Below are 18,116 nucleotides of genomic sequence, written 5' to 3'. Positions count from 1 at the left end.
ACTGATTTTACTTACGTCGAGATTCAGATATTTGCGAAAAATATTTGACAGTACCGTCTTTTCGCGTCTATACCGTTTTTTTAGCTGAACTTTTTTACACCATGACAGCTTTCATGACCATGGTATCCATTTTTCTTTTTCGCTGCACAACCATCCTCAGCCGTTTTAGACGATGGGAATAATCATCAGCCCTTGCATCTGCCCTGCACGATGCCTTGAAGCCCTAAAAGCGCAAAAAAAGAACCTTGAATGACAGCAAAATCGTCATCCAAGGTTTCTCATTAATAGATTCCCTGTTTAAAAAGGGTCATCATTTCCATCGTAAGGCTGGCTTTTTCTACGTCATCAGGAATATCCTTTCGATCGATCCATTCAGCCGTTGCCAGCTCTCTGTGGTCGACTTTCAAGGTATCGTCGCCATCGAGGTCACAGAAAAATCCCAAGAGGAGGGTATCCGTAAAGCACCAAGGCTGACTCTTATAGAAGGTCAGGTTCTTGACCTTGATGCCCACTTCTTCCATAACTTCACGATGGACAGTATCTTCGATGGACTCGCCGACTTCGGCAAATCCCGCCAAGAGGGCGACATTCTTGTATTCCCGGCCGGCGTATTTCGAAACCAGGAGTTTATCGCCATGGCGGACGGCTACGATGACAGCCGGGCAGATACGCGGATAAATCATCGTATGGCACGTATCGCAATGAACCATGCGTTCCTTGTCGCTGTGCTTCATCGGACGGCCGCAGTGGCCGCAGAAGCGATGATTGCCGTACCAGACGGACAGGGACAGGCCGACGACGCCGGCAAAGGCCAGGTGCCGCGGTGACGCGCCCCTCATAAAAAAGATGTTTACATAAGTAAAGCCGTCTTTTTCCGGCAAGGCTTCCTCAGCCAAATAGAACTGCTGACTGTCTTCGGCAAATAGCCAGCGGAACCGGTCTTCTCCGACATCGGCATAATCGCTGTAAGTCGGATAGACAAAGGACTTTTCCCCGGTCATCTTTACCAGGACCTCCCGCCCGCGATAGGACAAGAGAATGCCATCCCCCGTCAGCGGTACCGGACGGTACTCAACGTGATACGTATGATCTCCGATATCTTGAATCATCAGATAAGCTTCGCCCCTTCATTAGTGCATTTCAAAATGTGCCCCGTCGCGGCGATGCCGTGGTCGTTGAAGCAGTTGATCATGGCTTCCATGATAGCTGTTTCCTTTCCCGTAGCAAAGGCGATGAGCGTCGAACCGGAACCGCTGATTGTCGCCCCGAGGGCACCGGCTTCAACGGCCTTCTTCAAGACCAAATCACCGCTGGGGATAAGGCTCAGCCGGTAAGGTACGTGGAGCTTATCCTGCAGGCCGTAGGAGATGCGGTCGTACTGCTTGGTAAATAACGACGATACGAGGAAGCTGACGCGGCTGACGTTAAAGACGGCATTTTGATAGTCAATCGTCTTCGGCAGTGCTTTTCTGGCTTCTTCCGTCGAGATTTCGACTTCCGGGCTGACCGTCACAAAGGACAGTTCGTCATCGAGGGGAATGGAGTTGGTCAGGGTCTTACCGTCGACCATGACGGAAACGGCAAGGCCTCCGTAAATGGCCGGAGCTACATTATCCGGATGGCCTTCGAGAACCGTCGCCAGAGACAGCATTTCATCGCGGCTCATGGTACTGCCCGTTAAGGCGTCCCCGAGGAGGATGCCGCCGACGAGGGCTGCCGAGCTGCTCCCCAGACCGCGGGCCAGGGGAATGGCGTTGACCAGTTTCAGGGTGCCGCCCTTAGGCAGGGACTGGCGTTTTTTGATGGCTACCGCCTTCATAGCCTGGCCGACCATGTTTTCATCGAAGTTCGTAGGCAGCTTATTGACGCCGAGTCCTTCGATTTCAACAGTAATCGTATCTTTGCCCGGTTCTTCCGTAAAATAAATGTCATTGTACAAGGTCAGGGCAATACCGACGGCGTCAAAACCGGAGCCGACGTTGGCAGATGTAGCAGGAATCTGGACATGCAATGTTTTTGTCATTTCTTACACCTCAATTACACGAATGGCATTTTCAATTTTGCGAACGCACGACAATCCTTCGATTTTCCGGAGCGATGCCTGAACCAGACCATCGGCAGATTTGTCGATAAGGATGACGATTTCAGCGATTTCTGTCGTTTCATCCTTTTGAATCAAAGAACGGATACTGATGTTGTGTTCAGCCAAGACCTTCGATACCGAAGACAAGACGCCGGGCGCATTGTTGACGATCATCCGCAGGTAGTACGGCGAACTGATCTCAGCCTGAGGCTTCAATTTAGCTTCGTGCCATACGTAGCCGCGCTTGCCGGTCATCTTCAGGTTGCGATGGAGAATGACGTTCATGACGTCGCTGACGACGGCGCTGGCTGTCGGAAGAGCGCCGGCCCCCTGGCCGTAGAACATGACGTCACCGACGCCGTTGCCGCGGACGCAGACGGCGTTATAAGCGCCGTCAACGTGAGCCAAGGGATGGTCTTCGCGAATAAAGGCCGGATGAACGTTGAGGGAAATGCCGTCGTCGGATTGACGGGCAATGGCCAAGAGCTTGATGACATATCCCATTTCCGTAGCGTGTTCAATATCTTCCTTGGAGATATTTTGAATCCCTTCGACGGCAACGTCGTCAAAGGTAACGGCCGAATGGAAGCCTAAGGTTGCCAAGATGGCGATTTTGCGGGCTGCATCGTAGCCGCTGACGTCATTGGTCGGATCGGCTTCGGCGTATCCTTTTTGCTGAGCTTCTTTCAATACTTCTTCATACGACGAGCCGTGGGCCGTCATATTCGATAAAATATAGTTCGTCGTCCCGTTCATGATACCGATGATTTCTTCAATGCGATTGCTGTTAAGCGACGAATACATGGGACGAACAATGGGAATACCGCCGGCGACGCTGGCTTCAAACTGAAAGTCGACGTCATGCTCATACGATAAGGTCAGCAAGGGAATGCCGTAGTCGGCAATGAGGTCTTTATTGGCACTGATGACGCTCTTGCCGCGCTTAAAGCACTCTTCGATGCAGTTTTTTGCAAAGTCGGCGCTGCCCATTACTTCGACGACAATTTCGATATCATCGTCGTTGATGATATCATTAAAATCCGTCGTAAGCTGAATAGAATCAGGCAGGCTCTCCATCTTTTCATATTTGTTCAAATCGCGGATAAGGATGCGTTTGATGTTGATCTTGGTATCGAGCTGTTCTTCAATGAGCGGACCGTTCATCATCAATAAATCGACGACGCCTTTCCCGACAGTACCGCAGCCTAATAGAGCAATGGAAACACTTTTCATGGGCCTACCCCCTCTTTCTTCTTATGCTTGTCCGATAATATTTACCCTGCTGACGCCGGACAGTTTTTCCAGGGTCTTCATCAAATCTTCGACAGGTACGGTCATATCCTTGGTTTCAATGGATAAGCTGACATCGGCCATGCCTTGAAGGGGGATGCCCTGATTGATGGTCAGGATGCTCCCGTTATTGGCAGCGACCGTGTTGAGTACCTGCGACAATTCGCCGGGCCGGTCGAAGATCATGACCGACAAGGTAACGATTTTGCCTTGCGTAACGTCATAAAAAGGAGAGACATAGTCCTTATATTTATAGTACGCACTGCGGCTCAAATCCATCATCTGGACGGCTTCATTAATGGTCCTCGTCTGATGGCGCTTGAGGATTTCCTTTACCTTGATGGTCTTTTTAATGGCTTCAGGCAAAATATCCTCGCGGACTAAGTAAAATTTGTGCTCCTTATCATCTTTCACTTGGCATCTTCCCTTTCGCAAAAATATTGATACATCGCCATAAGGCCGGACATGAGCCTCATCTTAGGACGCCAGTTGAGCATCTCCTCGGCCTTTTCACTGTGCAGCGCTGAGCGGTATACGTCCCCTTCGCGTGCATCTTCATAAGAGACGGAAACGCCGGCCCGGGAATAATACAGGAGAATTTCTTTTAGGGCGTTGATCGTCGTCTCGCTCTGGGTACCTATATTATAGATTCCCGGTACGATTCCATCCGCCATAGCCGCCAAATTGGCCCGTACGACGTCGTCGACGTGGATAAAGTCGCGGGACTGATTGCCGTCGCCGTAAATAGTGATATCCTCGCCCCGGACAACGGCCGATACAAAGCGGCTGACGACGCTGCCGTCCTGACCCTCGCCTTCGCCATATACATTGGCATACCGCAAAATGACAGATGGCAGGCCGTGCTGCTGATGACACATCCGGACAGCCGCTTCAGCCTCTGCCATCGCCTGCCCATACCCCGATATGGGCAGAAGCTCATCGTCTTCACGGACGGGAACACGAGCGGCTTCTCCATAAACGGCAGCCGATGAGGCGAAAATAAACCGTTTCACCCCCTGGCGGCAGCACTGGTCGAGAAGGGTCATCAACCCCTTATGGTTCGGCTGTACCTCCCCTTTATTGTCCTGCGAGTGCAAAACAGGCGGGACTTCATGAAAAACCATATCAAACCGGCCGTCGGCAAACAAGGCGGCAACAGCCCGGTCGTCACCGATATCGCCTTCGATACAAACAGCCTTGTCAGAGACCTGTTCAAAAGTCCCTGTATGAAGATTATCAAAGACCGTGACCTCATGACCTTCCTCGATCAAGGATCGGACCAAGCGGGACCCGATGAAGCCGGCCCCTCCGGTAACTAACATATGCAAGACAATCCCTCCCGGATCTTACGGCAGGTCGCCGTAGGTAATGAGTTGAATCTGTTTTTCTTCCAACTTGCGGCGGATAGCCGGTGACAAGAGCGCCTGAAATTCATCCTGCCAATGATAGTCCCAGGAAAAACTCCGACTGAGAGCGGTCGTACTGCGGCCCGGATGCATCATGATCTCATGGACGCCGAAGGGCAGCCTGTCGATGAGATAGGCCAGATTTCCTTCGTTCATGTTGCCGCCGTCGACCATGCCCCAAAAGAAGTCCGTCGTCGTAAAATGAAGGCGATTGACGGAATCCATGGCCTTCTGGGCTAAGTAAGTCAGGCCGTCGCGGCCGGCGATGCGCACAGGGTTGGCCGAGAAGAGTTTGTACGAGTAGGCTTCTCTCGGGATGCGCAGGCGATGGATGCCGTATTTCATCATGAGCGACTGAACGATGTTCCAAATCTGCGGCAGGACATGCAGGTGCTGATGACTGTCGATATGGTCGATAGGAAGGCCCGTAGCCATGATTTTTTCCATTTGGGCATCGAGTTCCCGGTACACCTGGCTGTAATCGAGATGCCCCTGAACGGCCCGTTTAATGACTTCAGGATAACTTTCCGGCATCAGTCCACTGTCAGTCACCAGCGTAGGTACTTCCTGCGGGGACAAAACAGGCGGCAAGGACCCGACAAGGCATAAGTGAATACCGATGCCGAGTCCGGGGCAAGTCCGAGCCAACGAGACGGCTTCTTCAAAGGCCGGCCCCATCGCCAAGAGGGACGCACTGGTCAGCACGCCCCGTTCACAGGCCTCAATAATCGCATGGTTGACTTCTGTATGGATGCCGAAATCATCGGCATTAATAATGACTCTATTCATCTTTTACGCTCCCTGTCCTTTCAGGATGCACTACACCGTCGGCTTAATGACTATTATACACGGACAATCGTATTTTGACAATATCCTTGCCGGGACTATTCAGCAAATTGGCGGTGTGCCGCTTCCACTACTTTTCGCTGCCATTCCTTTAAAGGAATTCCCGTCGCTTCCGCCGCAGCCCGGCAGTCGTCGTATTCGGCAGAAATATTGACAATATCTCCACCGTAACGGCAGACCTTGCAGTGAAGCTCGCGGCCGTCAATGCACACCGTCGTGATAACTCGGTCGCAGGCCAAACGACTGACGGGAAAGAAACGGACTCCGATAGACGTTGTCTCCCTGACGATGACTTCAATCATGCCGTCGACGAGCTCTTTTCGACAGAGGACGCAGAGCATGGACGCCATGCGCCCCTTTTTCATCATCATCGGCATGGCCCAAACGTCATTGGCCCCTTTATCGAGGAGGCGCGAAAAGACGTATTCCATATTTTGCGGATTCATATCGTCGATATTAGCCTCCAGCTGCCATAAGGTTTCCATCAGCTCACCTCAGACCGTTCATGGTATCGGCCAGTCTGCCGGCACCGAAGCCATTATCGATGTTGACGACAGATATCCCGGCAGCGCAGCTGTTGAGCATAGCCAAAAGAGCCGAGACACCGTGGAAATTAGCACCATAGCCGATACTGGTCGGCACGGCAATGACCGGTTTATCTACTAAACCTCCGACGACGCTGGCCAGGGCCCCTTCCATGCCGGCGACGACGATGTTGACGTTCGCCTTGCGGATATCGTCGACTCGGGCTAACAGACGATGGATGCCGGCGACGCCGACGTCGTAGATCCGTTCGACTTTATTGCCCATGATTTCCGCCGTTAAGGCCGCTTCTTCGGCAACGGGGATATCGCTGGTCCCGGCGGTAATGACCGAAATAATTCGGTCGCCGTTAATGACCGTCTTATCCTTGTGCTGATAGACCATCTTGGCCAGTTCATCGTACTGAACAGCGGGATACTTTGCCGATAAAATATCATAAATGTCCTTGGAAGCCCTCGTTCCGATGACGTTGTCATATTTTTCCATCAGGATTTCTAAGATCCGCACGGACTGGTCCGTCGTCTTACCGGCACAGTAGACGACTTCCGGAAAGCCGCAGCGCTGCTGGCGCTGTAAATCGAGTTTGGCAAAGCCGAGATCAAGGGTCTCTTTATTTTCTTCCATCATTACGCCTCCAGACTATACTTGAAAACCATTTTTTTCCCAGGCCTTGTAGAGGACAATACCGACGGCCATGGATAAATTAAGTGATTCCGTATCGGGCCGCATGGGAATGGTCAGTACGTCGTCACAGCATTCCAGAAATTCATCGGGCAAACCGTTGCCTTCATTGCCAAAAGCCAGAATGACCGGCCGGCTGTAGTCAGCCTCGACATAAGATACGCTGCCTTCGGCTGCCGTTCCATAGACATTGCGGTCTTCGTCGACGCAGAATTGGTCGAGCTGTTCGTCAGTCACATCCTGTACGACGGGAACTTTAAAAATAGCCCCCATGGCACTGCGGACCGTCTTATCATTGTAAACGTCGACACAGCCTTCACTTAAGAGGACGGCACCGACGTTAGCCGCAGCTGCCGTCCGAAGGATGGTCCCTAAATTTCCCGGATCCTGAACTTCACGCAGATAGAGAACGGCCTTTTCCGGTGCAATGGCTGGCAGAGCATCGAAGGAGTAGGCAAAGAAAGGCAGCATGGCAGCCAGTCCCTGAGGCGTCTTAGTATCCTTTAATTTATCGTAGACGCTGTCGGTAACGGCATAAAAAGTCCAACCTAATTCAATGCCTCTGGCGTAGACATCATCAAAACCGCTTAGTTCCTGACCCTTAGGCGACACGAAGCAAATGGCATCGGGAATCCCCATGGCGGCGGCATCACTGATGAGCCGCAGGCCTTCGACGAAGACGCGCTGATGGGTCTGGCGTCCTTTTTTCTGTTTCAGGGAACAGGCCATCTTCACCCACTGGTTGTCGCGGGATACAATTTCGTTCATAGTACCTCCTGTCATCAACATGGAAAAAAAGGCCCTGCCGCACGAGCGACAGGACCTCATAAGCCATCAATTACTGCTGATCCGGCGTATCCTGATGTCCATTGTTCTTCAGCAGGCTTTCGCGATTCTGCTGAATGCTGGATAAGGTCTTTTCCAATGTCGATTCAACGTATTTGAGAACATCGCCGGCATAGGTAATGGAGCTGTTTTTCAGCTGTTCCGACGAGTCATTGGCAGTCTGGATAACCTGGTTGGCACGTTCCTGTGCCTGCCGTACCAGTTCACTTTCTTCAGTCAGTTTGGCGATATAATCTTTCGCCTGAGCTACCATGCCGTCAGCATGATGCTGGGCATCGGCAATGACCTTGTCTCTTTCGGCCAAAATCTTTTTGGACTGTTCCAATTCAGCCGGCATGGATTCTTTCAAATCGTCGATGATCTGAAGGATTTCTTCTTCTTCCACCATTTTTTTGTTAGTAAAGGGAACTTTTGAAGCGTTCATTACTAAGCTTTCCAAATCTTCTAACAGTTTATCCGAATTCATGTAGTCTCCACTCCTAAGCATTGTACTTGTCTGCAAACTTCACTTTTAGTTTCTTTTCAACGTAATCGGGAACCATATCATCGAGCTTGCCGCCAAAGCAGGCCAGTTCACGGATCCCCGTCGAGCTGATATATGAATACTTGGTACTCGTCATGATGAATACCGTTTCAATGCGGGGCTCTACTTTTTTCATAAGCAGGGCGCGCTGGAATTCATACTCAAAATCGCTCAGGGCCCGGAGGCCGCGAATAATGACGGTCGCACCGTGATCGATGGCGTATTCGTTGAGAAGGCCGTGAAAGCTGACGACTTCAATATTGGGAATATGCTGCGTCGTTTCTCTCAGCATCTCTTCTCGTTCAGCCATCGTAAACAACGGCTTCTTTACGGGATTTTCAAAAACAGCGACGATGAGTTTATCGACTAGTTTACTCCCCCGTTCAAAAATATCAATGTGTCCATTGGTAACAGGATCAAAACTGCCCGGACAAATACCGATTCGCACTTCCTTCAAACTCCTTCCTGACGACGGCGGATAAATGCAATCCGCGTGTCTTTCCCATAGGATTTTTCTCTGATGACCTCATACAATGTGTTCTCCGTTATGCCTTCATTCCGGCTGTATTCCATCAGAATTAATCCACCAGGAGCCAACAAATCGTATTGACCTATCAAAACAATTGTATCGTTCACCAAATTTTTGTTATACGGCGGGTCGGCAAAGATATAATCAAACTGCCGCCCTTTCAGCCGTGCCAAAGCCTTTGCCGACTGGAGACGCAAGGCTTCAACGCGTTCACTAAACCCGCAGAGAGCCGCATTCTGAAGAATGAGGGCCTGCGTATAATGATCGATGAATACGGCCGAAGCTGCACCGCGGCTCAGGGCTTCCAATCCCAAGGCACCTGTACCCGCAAAGATATCGAGAACCCTTGCCCCGGCCAGACTGCCTCTGCTTTCAAGCATATTAAAAAGACTTTCCCGCGTGCGGTCTAAGGTCGGCCGGGTCAGCATCCCTTTCGGCGACTTTAAAATTCGCCCTCTGGCACTACCCGATATGATTCTCATAAGATCACCTGCTCGTACATAATCAATTATACACGTTTTTTAGTACATATCAATCTATTTTTTCTGAATTCGTTCGACCTTCAGTTCCCGGCCCTGTATCAAGCGAATAATATTGTCCTTATGACGGACGATGACCAGGATGGCTGCCAGGAGACCGAAAATCGTAAGCGGCAAAGGCTCGCCAAAGGCGTACATCAAAATGGGTACTAAGACGGCGGCGACGATGGAGCCGAGAGAGACGATGCGCGTGATGGCGACGATGACGACCCAGACGGCAAAGACGATGAGCGTTTCCCACGGAGCCAGAAACAAGATGATGCCAAGGCCCGTGGCAACGCCCTTACCGCCTTTGAATTTCAGAAAAATAGAGCATGAGTGACCGATGATAGAAAGCAATCCGCCGGCAATCATGAAGTAGATCTGATCGGCAGGGCTTCCGAGACCGGCCCGGCTGGCCAAAAGGCCGAGGTATACGCCGAGCATCCCTTTGGCGACATCGCAGATGAGGACCAAGAGGCCGCCGACGGCACCGAAAACGCGGTAGGCATTGGTCGCTCCCGTATTATGGCTGCCATAGTCCCGAGGATCTGTATGGTACAAAGCCTTACCGATGACAAGGCCGCTTGGTACAGAGCCTGCAAGATATGCCAGGATCAGGAAAAGAACGCCCATCATCATAAGCGCTCACCATCCTTCTTGCCACGCAAGATGATCCGGATGGGAGTGCCTTCAAAGCCAAAGGTTTCGCGCAGTCGGTTTTCCAAAAAGCGCAGATAGGAAAAATGCATGAGCTGGGGCTCATTGACGAAGAGGATAAACGTCGGCGGCTGGACTGAAGCCTGGGTCATGTAGTAGATTTTCAGCAGCCGTCCGCCCTTAGCCGGCGGCGGATTGGTGAGCTGGGCATCTTCGATGAGTTCGTTTAAGACGCTCGTCGATACGCGCATGTGCTGCTGTTCCGATACGAATTTGACCATATCGGCCAAGCGATTGATGCGCTGCTTGGTCAGTGCCGAGGCAAAGAGGATCGGCGCATACTGGAGAAAGGCCAGTTCCCGGCGAATATCTTCTTCGAACTTATGGCTGGTCTTACTGTCCTTTTCGACAAGGTCCCACTTGTTGACGACGATGATGCAGCCCTTGCCCGCTTCGTGGACGTAGCCGGCAATCTTCGTATCCTGTTCGGTAACGCCTTCCGTTGCATCGATGACCAAGACGGCGATATCCGACCGGTCAACGGCGCGGAGAGCCCGGACGACGCTGTACCGTTCGACAGGCAGGTCGATCTTAGCCTTGCGGCGCATGCCGGCCGTATCGATGAGGACGAAATCCGTTCCTTCATAGGACCAGTGCGTATCGATGGAATCGCGCGTCGTTCCCGGCACGTTGCTGACGATGACCCGGTCCTGGCCTAAGAGAGCATTGGTCAAAGACGACTTTCCGACGTTCGGACGGCCGACGAGAGAGATGTGAATCGTATCGTCATCTTCTTCAAGAGCGGGAACTTCTTTGATATTCTTTAAGACTTCATCAAGGAGGTCGCCGAGATTCATCAGGTTGATAGCCGAGATTCCGATAGGATCTCCTAAGCCGAGATTATAAAATTCATAGATGTTTATTTCCTGCTCTACGCTGTCGATCTTGTTGACGACCAGGATGACCGGCTTTCCGCATGAGCGCAGGAGGTGGGCGATTTCTTCGTCCTGGGGCTGGATGCCGACTTTACCGTCTACGACGTAGAGGATGACATCGGCTTCACGAATGGCCAATTCGGCCTGGTAACGCATGCTGGTGAAGATATGATCATTAGAGTCGACAAATTCAATGCCCCCCGTATCGATCATGGTAAATTCCCGACCGAGCCATTCAGCATCAAAGTAAATTCTGTCGCGCGTAACGCCGGGAATATCTTCAACGATGGAGATTCGTTTTTTGACAATCGCGTTAAACAGCGTCGATTTGCCGACATTCGGCCGACCGACGACGGCGACTAAGGGTTTATACATGGCATTATCCTTTCTATATGACGAAAAAGGGATAACCGGTACAGCCCGGCTATCCCCTTTTTTACAAAACCTTAGTTGTTTTCTTCTTCGTTATCCTGGTTAGCGAGGTAGTCGCGAACTTCCTGTTCTTCTTCATCTTTCTGAATAGCCAGAACGCTGAGAGAAATCTTCTTCTTATCTGTATCGATGCCGATGATCTTAACGTTCATGACATCGCCGATGTCGACCAGATCTTTGACAGCCACGCCACGTTTTTCAGTTAATTCGGAAATATGGAGCAAGCCCTGCAGTTCCGGATCAATCGCTAAGATAACGCCGAAAGGCAAGAGTTTCTTTACTTCGCCTTTTACGATATCGCCGACTTCAAATTTTTCGATAGCTGCGATCCAAGGATTCTTCTGAAGAGCTTTCAAGGACAAGGAAATACGATTCCGTTCCTGATCGAACTTCTGAACGAGGACTTCGAGTTCTTCTCCGGCCTGGAGAACGTCTTCGACAGCATTGATGCGCTTCCACGAAATATCAGAAATGTGAAGCAGGCCTTCTACGCCGCCGAGATCGATGAATGCGCCATAGGGCATGATCTTAACGACAGTACCTTTGATGACAGCCCCTTCTTCAATGTTTTTGAGGGCTTCTTCGCGTTTTGCTTCGCGTTCTGATTCGAGAACAGCCTTACGGGAGAGGACCAGACGGTTTTTGTGTTCGTCAATGTCGATAACTTTAACCTGGAAGGTTTCACCGACGAGATAGTCCAAAGATTTTACGAAGCGGATATCGCCCTGAGAGAGGGGGATAAAGCCGCGCAGGGATTTGATGGAAACGACAAGGCCAGCCTTGTTCGTTTCTTTACCGACACATTCGACGAGCTGATCGTTTTCGAATGCTTCGCGAACTTCTTTCCAATCTTCGACTTTCTTCATCTTGACGAGGGAAACGACAATAGCTCCTTCTTCTTTGATGTTGTTGGCAATTTCAACTGTCAGTTCATCGCCGACTTTGACAAAGTCACTTGCTTTTTCCGGAGCGGGAACAGCCATTTCCTTCTTCGGCAGAATTGCTTCCGCTTTCGTACCGATGGAAACATAGGCAGCATCATCATTCACAGAAATAACCGTGCCTTTGACCACGTCACCTTTCTTTGGATTTTCTTCATAGTCATACTTGTCCAACAATTCTTCACTCATTACTTCTGTGCCTTCAGCTTGCAAATTTTCCATAATCTTAACAACCTCCTGTATTATCCAATCCGGCGTAGAAGCGCCGGCTGTAATGCCTATATGATTCATACCACTGAACCAGTCCGTATCCAATTCGGCTGCTGTTTCAATGTGGTATGTCGGGCAATCCTGTTCTCGGCATACCTGCGCGAGGCGGCCGGTGTTGGCGCTGTTCTTGCCGCCAATGACGATCATGGCGTCCACCTGACCTGCCAATTCTATCGCTGCCTGCTGACGCTGCTGCGTCGCCGTGCATATGGTCATATGCACATCGAGATGATTAGTCTTCTGTTGCAGGATAGCGGCGATACGCTTGAATTGCTCTTGAGAGAACGTCGTTTGGACGACGACTCCCATAGAATCGCAAAAGGGAATTTCTCGAGCCTCTTCTTCCCTGTCTATTATAATAGCACGATTTGACCCCCATTGTGAAATACTAATTACTTCAGGATGGGATTTTTCGCCGACTATTATCAGCTTTTCACCTTTTTCGATGATATTTTTGGCGTCTTGCTGGGCCTTTTTGACGTGTGGACACGTGGCATCTATGACTTTTAGTTCTCGTTTATCGGCTTCTTCATAGATATCCGGGCCGACGCCATGGGAGCGAATCAATACGACTGCCCCTTTATCGACCTCATCCAAGGAGTCTACCGGCGATACACCTTGATCGGCGAGACGCCCGACAACTTGCGGATTGTGGATGATAGGTCCTAAGGTATGCGTTCCTTTTTCAGCCTGTCCGGCCAGTTCAACGGCTCGTCGAACGCCATAGCAAAAGCCACAGGCTGCGGCGAGAGTTACTTTCATTTGTCGTCCCCTTTATACTGATTTTGCATAGTCACGATGGTGTCGCGAATTTCTTCGGAAAAGGCCGTGACTACGTCGTGATCCGAGGCTTTTCCGGCCGGCGCCATGATGGGTTTCCCAAAGATGACCCGTACGGGACCCGTCTTTTTCGGCAGAAATTCAGAGTTCACAATCGCTGCCGGCAAAACGGGAACCTTGGCCTTGATGGCAATGCCGGCAAACCCTTCATGAAAGGGGCCGACGGAACCGCCGCGAGTCCGCTTCCCTTCAGGGAAAATCCCCAAGACCGCTCCGCCCTTCAAGACCCTGAAGGATTCCATGACCGCCTTGCGGTCGATGCGGCCGCGGTGAACCGGGAAGGTATGGACGTAGCGCAGGAACCAGCCCATGACGGGATTGCGGAAGAGTTCTTCCTTGGCCATGAAATGGATGAGATGATGGCGCATGGCCGTCCCCAAAAGGGGCGGATCGAAGTTGCTGGCATGGTTGCAGGCTACGATGAAAGGCCCTTTTTCCGGAATATTTTCTTCGCCGATGACTTCCATATCTAAGAATCCGTAGGTGGCGACATTGAAAATCCTGCGAATCGTATTATACATAAATTCGTGCATCAGCCTCGCTCCTTCATGAGGCCGAGGATCACATCGGCCGTCTGTTGTAAATCGAGATCGCTGTTGTCGACGACGACGGCATCATCGGCTTTTTTAAGGGGTGACACCTGGCGGTGTGAATCCATGTCGTCGCGGGCAGCAATGCTGGCTGCTATGTCCTCGTATGACTCGGTTCCGCCTTTAGCCTTGACTTCCAGGTACCGGCGCTGAGCCCGGGAGGCGACCGATGCCGTCAGGAATATCTTGAGATCTGCATCGGGCAGAACAACTGTCCCGATATCGCGGCCGTCGAGGATGACGCCGCCGTCCTTAGCCATAGCCTTTTGTAATTTTACCAGTTTTTGCCGTACGACTGCAAGTGCTGCCACAGAAGAAACGTGAGAAGATACACGCTGCGTCCGAATCGCTTCGGTAACTTCCGTCTCGCCGACGAAAACCCGGCACAGGTCGGCCATCGGTTCGAGGCGAATATCGACGGTATCGACTAAGGCGCGGACGGCATTTTCATCTGAAATGTCGATGCCATTTTCTAAAACAGCCCAGGTAAAGGCCCGGTACATAGCCCCGGTATCAATATATAAATAGTGAACCTGATTGGCCAAGAGTTTAGCGACACTGCTCTTGCCGGCCCCGGCCGGACCGTCGATGGCAACCGTTAATTTTCTCATAGTCAGCCCTCCTTTTCAGCAGCTGCCGTTCCGGCTACGAAACCTGTCGAAAAGGCTGCCTGTAAATTATAACCGCCCGTAAAGGCGTCGATGTCAATGACTTCACCGGCAAAGTAGAGATTGGGGACGAGTTTCGACTCCATCGTCTTGGGGTCGATTTCCTTGACCGATACGCCGCCGGCCGTTACGATAGCTTCGCTGATGGGCCTGGTTCCGGTCACCGTAAGGGGCAGGCCCTTAAAGGTTTCGACCAGGTGCTGGCGCTGCTCGCGGGAAATCTGATTGACGGGACAGTCCCGGTCGATGCCTGCCTCGTTAAGGACGACGGGAATGAGGCGCTGCGGAAGGAGGTCTTTCAACCCGTTCACAGCTTCTTTACGGATATATTTTTCAAAATCCCGGCGCAGGCGGGCGTCGAGTTTTTCCTTTGATAAGGCCGGTTTTAAATCGATGCGAAGTTCTAAGGGAAAGGCGGCGCTCTTCTTATGAGCCGCTGCCGTACTGAGCATCAGGATAATCGGACCGGAGACGCCAAAGTGAGTAAACAGCATTTCTCCGAAATGAGCATCGATTTTTTTCCCGCGGCGCCACAACGAGCCTTCGACATTTCGAAGGGACAGGCCCGACAGGTCATGGGGCCAGGCTTCGGCTGTCGTAAAAGGGATGAGCGACGGCTTGAGTTCTGTCACCTCGTGACCCAACCGCTTGGCAAAATCATAGCCGTCGCCGGTAGAGCCGGTTACGGGATAAGACATACCGCCCGTCGTGATGATGCAGGCATCGCCTTCATAGGTCCCCGACGCCGTTTGGACGACGAACCGTTCTCCCCATGATTTAACGGCTTTGACGCTTTCCTTCAGGTGAAGTTCGATGCCCTTGCGGCAGAGCTTGTGATAGAAAAGCTTGCGCACTTCGATGGCGCTGTCGGACTGGGGGAAAATACGGCCGCCCCGCTCTTCTTTGGTCGCAAGGCCCCAGCCGTTCAGTTTATCGAGGAGATCCTGATTGGTGAATTGCCGATAAGCACTGAATAGGAATTTTCCGTGTCCCGGCGTATGGGCGATAAAGTCCGCCATGCTGCAGGAGTTGGTCAGGTTGCAGCGCCCTTTGCCGGTAATGCCCATTTTCTTTCCTACAATATCATTTTTTTCAAATAAATGTACCCCGGCGCCTGCCTCCGCAGCCGCCAGCGCAGCCATGATGCCGGCCGCACCGGCACCGATGACGAGTATTTCCTTCATAAAGACTCCTATTATTTATATTTGTAGAGTTCGGCCACTTCTTCACGAGTCAGAGAGCGATAAGCGCCGCGCTTGACGCCGCTCAGGGTCAAAAAGGCATACTGGATACGGCGCAGGTTGTGAACCTGGAAGCCGAAGTATTCCAACATGCGCCGGACCTGACGGTTGCGGCCTTCGTGAATGGTGATTTCCAAGCTGGTCAAATTCGTCCGCGGGTCGTAACCGACGTAGACGACGTCGGCCGGAGCCGTCATGCCGTCCTTTAATTCGACGCCGTCAGCCAAATGCTGGAGCACCGAGTCGGCAATATGACCTTTGACCTTGACTTCATAGGTCTTATCGACGAGGCGGCTGGGATGCATCAGAATATTGGCCAGTTCACCGTCATTGGTCATGAGCAGCAGGCCTTCCGTATTCTGGTCCAGGCGGCCGACAGCATAGATGCGGTCTTTTTCCTTTTTGAAGTAGTCCATGACCGTCGTCCGGCCCTGGTCGTCGCTCGACGTCGTAATGACGCCCTTAGGCTTATTGAATAAGTAATAGTGCTTGGCCTGTACTTCCAGGGTCTTGCCGTCGACGGCGATGCGGTCTTTATCGGGATTGACTTTGGTGCCTAATTCCCGGACGATGACGCCGTTTACGCGGACCCGCCCTTCCAATATCAGCTTTTCCGAAGCGCGCCGTGAAGCGACTCCGCAGTTACTCATTACTTTCTGCAACCGTTCTTCCATCAAGTCCATCCTCCGTAGTATCTACCGACAAGCGGCCGGCTAAATCAGCAAGGGAATCCATGCCGATACATTCCAAAAAATAAGCAGACGTGCCGTATAAAATCGGCCGGCCCGGACTGTCCTTACGACCGAGATCGACGACCAGCCCCTGCTGTACGAGCGACGTCAAAATCCGTTCCGATGAAACGCCGCGTATCTTCTCGATATCGGCGCGGGTCACGGGCTGCTTAAAGGCGATGATAGCCAGTACCTCGAGGGCCATCGGTGACAGCTCCGTCTTTCCCGTCCGCACCCACTGCAGGGCGTCGTGAAGATCGGGTCTGGTCACCAACTGATAGCCGCCGGCAACGCGGATAAGTCGGAGTCCCCTCCGCTGATCCTCTAAGAGATGCTGCAGGCGCTCGGCAATTTTGCCGACGTCCTCCAAAGACCAGCCCATATGTGTGCTGATGTCGGCCTCGGTCATGGGATCGCCGCTCAAAAAGAGGAGGGCTTCCAAGAGGGCCGTAGGTTCGCGGTTATCAATTTGGCATGTATCGTAAGGCAATGGTATTCCCATCCTTTCCCTCAGCGACGGTCGCGCATTGACCGACCTTGAGCAATTCCAAAACCGCCAAAAAGGTCACGATGAGTTCGACCCGGGACCGGCAGGTTTGAAAAATAGCTTCTGCGGTCATCGTCCCCTGAGCACGGCGCAGGGCGTAGGTCACGCGGCGCATACATTCGCCGACGCTGTAGATTTCCTTTTGGATCCGTATTTCGACGGCCTCCGGCTCGGGCAGGCTCTGACAGACTTTTTGAAAGGCATCGTAGAGCGCAGCCGTATCGATATGGCCCTGAAAGCGAGCTTCATAAGGCATGGGAGCCGGAAAGCGGCCCATCATCAGACTGCGGGCATCCCATAGGCCACCCATGGCCCGGGACAAGGCCTTCATCTGTTTGTATTCGACGAGCTGCCGGACCAGGACTTCCTGCGGATCTTCTTCGTCATCGTCTGTTTTCGGCTGTTTCGGCAGGAGCAGCCGCGATTTTATCTGCAAAAGGGTTGCCGCCATGACAAAAAATTTGCTGGCATAGTCGACATCAAAGGTGTCGATGTCGGCTACATAGGCGTTGAACTGGTCGGCAATTTCAACGATGGGAATGTTATAAATATCGACTTTGTTCTTTTCAATCAAATAGAGTAAGAGATCTAAAGGGCCTTCAAAATCGGATACTCTGTACTTGTATTCAGTCATGATTTATTATAACCCATTTTTCAGATAATTTAAACGGACTGCGAAAAGGAGCTGTCCAAAGACAGCTCCTTTGTTTTGCAAGGACTTCGGCCACGGCCAACGCCGCTTACACGTTGTTGATTTGGTGCCGGGGACCGGAATCGAACCGGTACGGATATTTCTATCCGACGGATTTTAAGTCCGTTGCGTCTGCCAGTTCCGCCACCTCGGCATGACGAAAGAAAAAATATGGAGGCGGCACCCAGAATCGAACTGGGGATGAAGGTTTTGCAGACCTCTGCCTTACCGCTTGGCTATGCCGCCATATATGGAGCGGAAAACGAGGCTCGAACTCGCGACCCCCACCTTGGCAAGGTGGTGCT

21 protein-coding genes and 2 tRNA genes are annotated in these 18,116 nt (G+C 51.8%); all 23 read right to left on the bottom strand.

Annotated elements, in window-relative coordinates; all coding sequences use genetic code 11:
* Positions 1-281: 281 nt before the first annotated feature.
* On the bottom strand, positions 282-1,109 hold the full coding sequence (nudC, locus tag QZQ46_RS10005; protein WP_296829489.1) for an NAD(+) diphosphatase: 828 nt from the start codon (positions 1,107-1,109) through the stop codon (positions 282-284).
* Positions 1,109-2,023: a homoserine kinase gene (thrB, locus tag QZQ46_RS10000; RefSeq protein ID WP_296829487.1), complete on the bottom strand. Its 915-nt coding sequence runs from the start codon at positions 2,021-2,023 to the stop codon at positions 1,109-1,111. Before thrB ends, nudC begins: the two co-directional genes overlap by 1 nt.
* 3 nt (positions 2,024-2,026) lie before the next feature.
* Positions 2,027-3,316 (bottom strand): homoserine dehydrogenase, encoded by a 1,290-nt coding sequence (locus tag QZQ46_RS09995; RefSeq protein ID WP_296829484.1) that lies wholly within the window; start codon positions 3,314-3,316, stop codon positions 2,027-2,029.
* A gap of 21 nt (positions 3,317-3,337) precedes the next feature.
* On the bottom strand, positions 3,338-3,787 hold the full coding sequence (locus QZQ46_RS09990; RefSeq protein ID WP_296829482.1) for an ACT domain-containing protein: 450 nt from the start codon (positions 3,785-3,787) through the stop codon (positions 3,338-3,340).
* Positions 3,784-4,695 carry an NAD-dependent epimerase/dehydratase family protein gene (locus QZQ46_RS09985; RefSeq protein WP_296829492.1) on the bottom strand — a complete coding sequence of 304 codons (912 nt, stop codon included), beginning with the start codon at positions 4,693-4,695 and terminating at the stop codon, positions 3,784-3,786. Before QZQ46_RS09985 ends, QZQ46_RS09990 begins: the two co-directional genes overlap by 4 nt.
* A gap of 24 nt (positions 4,696-4,719) precedes the next feature.
* A complete protein-coding gene (locus tag QZQ46_RS09980) occupies positions 4,720-5,568 on the bottom strand; it encodes a ChbG/HpnK family deacetylase (RefSeq protein ID WP_296829478.1) in 849 nt (282 codons plus the stop codon).
* Between the two features lie 95 nt (positions 5,569-5,663).
* Positions 5,664-6,110, bottom strand: a complete 447-nt coding sequence (larC, locus tag QZQ46_RS09975) for a nickel insertion protein (RefSeq protein WP_296829475.1) — start codon at positions 6,108-6,110, stop codon at positions 5,664-5,666.
* Between the two features lie 4 nt (positions 6,111-6,114).
* The gene (gene larB / locus QZQ46_RS09970; protein WP_296829471.1) at positions 6,115-6,792 is read right to left on the bottom strand and encodes a nickel pincer cofactor biosynthesis protein LarB; all 678 of its coding nucleotides are present in this window, start codon (positions 6,790-6,792) and stop codon (positions 6,115-6,117) included.
* Between the two features lie 15 nt (positions 6,793-6,807).
* A complete protein-coding gene (locus QZQ46_RS09965; protein WP_296829468.1) occupies positions 6,808-7,617 on the bottom strand; it encodes an RNA methyltransferase in 810 nt (269 codons plus the stop codon).
* Between the two features lie 70 nt (positions 7,618-7,687).
* Entirely contained in the window at positions 7,688-8,161 is a 474-nt protein-coding gene (locus QZQ46_RS09960; RefSeq protein WP_044503240.1) for a hypothetical protein, read from the bottom strand.
* Positions 8,162-8,174: 13 nt separating this feature from the next.
* Positions 8,175-8,666, bottom strand: coding sequence for a pantetheine-phosphate adenylyltransferase (gene coaD / locus QZQ46_RS09955; RefSeq protein WP_296829466.1), 492 nt, complete (start codon positions 8,664-8,666; stop codon positions 8,175-8,177).
* 5 nt (positions 8,667-8,671) lie between these two features.
* Positions 8,672-9,229 carry a 16S rRNA (guanine(966)-N(2))-methyltransferase RsmD gene (gene rsmD / locus QZQ46_RS09950; RefSeq protein WP_296829463.1) on the bottom strand — a complete coding sequence of 186 codons (558 nt, stop codon included), beginning with the start codon at positions 9,227-9,229 and terminating at the stop codon, positions 8,672-8,674.
* Between the two features lie 54 nt (positions 9,230-9,283).
* Complete coding sequence (plsY, locus tag QZQ46_RS09945; protein WP_296829459.1) at positions 9,284-9,907, bottom strand: glycerol-3-phosphate 1-O-acyltransferase PlsY; 624 nt, start codon at positions 9,905-9,907, stop codon at positions 9,284-9,286.
* Entirely contained in the window at positions 9,904-11,235 is a 1,332-nt protein-coding gene (gene der / locus QZQ46_RS09940) for a ribosome biogenesis GTPase Der (RefSeq protein ID WP_296829457.1), read from the bottom strand. The genes plsY and der overlap by 4 nt, the downstream gene beginning before the upstream one ends.
* A gap of 71 nt (positions 11,236-11,306) precedes the next feature.
* Positions 11,307-13,265, bottom strand: a complete 1,959-nt coding sequence (locus tag QZQ46_RS09935) for a bifunctional 4-hydroxy-3-methylbut-2-enyl diphosphate reductase/30S ribosomal protein S1 (protein ID WP_296829454.1) — start codon at positions 13,263-13,265, stop codon at positions 11,307-11,309.
* A complete protein-coding gene (locus tag QZQ46_RS09930; RefSeq protein WP_296829451.1) occupies positions 13,262-13,876 on the bottom strand; it encodes a 1-acyl-sn-glycerol-3-phosphate acyltransferase in 615 nt (204 codons plus the stop codon). Before QZQ46_RS09930 ends, QZQ46_RS09935 begins: the two co-directional genes overlap by 4 nt.
* Positions 13,876-14,544, bottom strand: coding sequence for a (d)CMP kinase (gene cmk, locus QZQ46_RS09925; protein ID WP_296829448.1), 669 nt, complete (start codon positions 14,542-14,544; stop codon positions 13,876-13,878). Before cmk ends, QZQ46_RS09930 begins: the two co-directional genes overlap by 1 nt.
* A gap of 2 nt (positions 14,545-14,546) precedes the next feature.
* Positions 14,547-15,785, bottom strand: coding sequence for an NAD(P)/FAD-dependent oxidoreductase (locus QZQ46_RS09920; protein ID WP_296829445.1), 1,239 nt, complete (start codon positions 15,783-15,785; stop codon positions 14,547-14,549).
* Between the two features lie 11 nt (positions 15,786-15,796).
* On the bottom strand, positions 15,797-16,516 hold the full coding sequence (locus QZQ46_RS09915; RefSeq protein ID WP_296829442.1) for a pseudouridine synthase: 720 nt from the start codon (positions 16,514-16,516) through the stop codon (positions 15,797-15,799).
* Positions 16,485-17,063 carry an SMC-Scp complex subunit ScpB gene (scpB, locus tag QZQ46_RS09910; protein ID WP_296829440.1) on the bottom strand — a complete coding sequence of 193 codons (579 nt, stop codon included), beginning with the start codon at positions 17,061-17,063 and terminating at the stop codon, positions 16,485-16,487. Before scpB ends, QZQ46_RS09915 begins: the two co-directional genes overlap by 32 nt.
* A complete protein-coding gene (locus QZQ46_RS09905; protein ID WP_296829438.1) occupies positions 17,038-17,754 on the bottom strand; it encodes a ScpA family protein in 717 nt (238 codons plus the stop codon). The genes scpB and QZQ46_RS09905 overlap by 26 nt, the downstream gene beginning before the upstream one ends.
* A gap of 122 nt (positions 17,755-17,876) precedes the next feature.
* Positions 17,877-17,965, bottom strand: a tRNA-Leu gene (locus QZQ46_RS09900).
* A gap of 18 nt (positions 17,966-17,983) precedes the next feature.
* Positions 17,984-18,057: transfer RNA gene (locus QZQ46_RS09895), tRNA-Cys, on the bottom strand.
* Positions 18,058-18,116: the final 59 nt, after the last annotated feature.

The sequence above is a fragment of the uncultured Megasphaera sp. genome (assembly GCF_900539295.1).
Classification (GTDB): Bacteria; Bacillota; Negativicutes; order Veillonellales; family Megasphaeraceae; genus Megasphaera.
The sequence above is the reverse complement of the archived record's forward strand: the minus strand, read 5'-3'. Positions and strand labels throughout refer to the sequence as shown.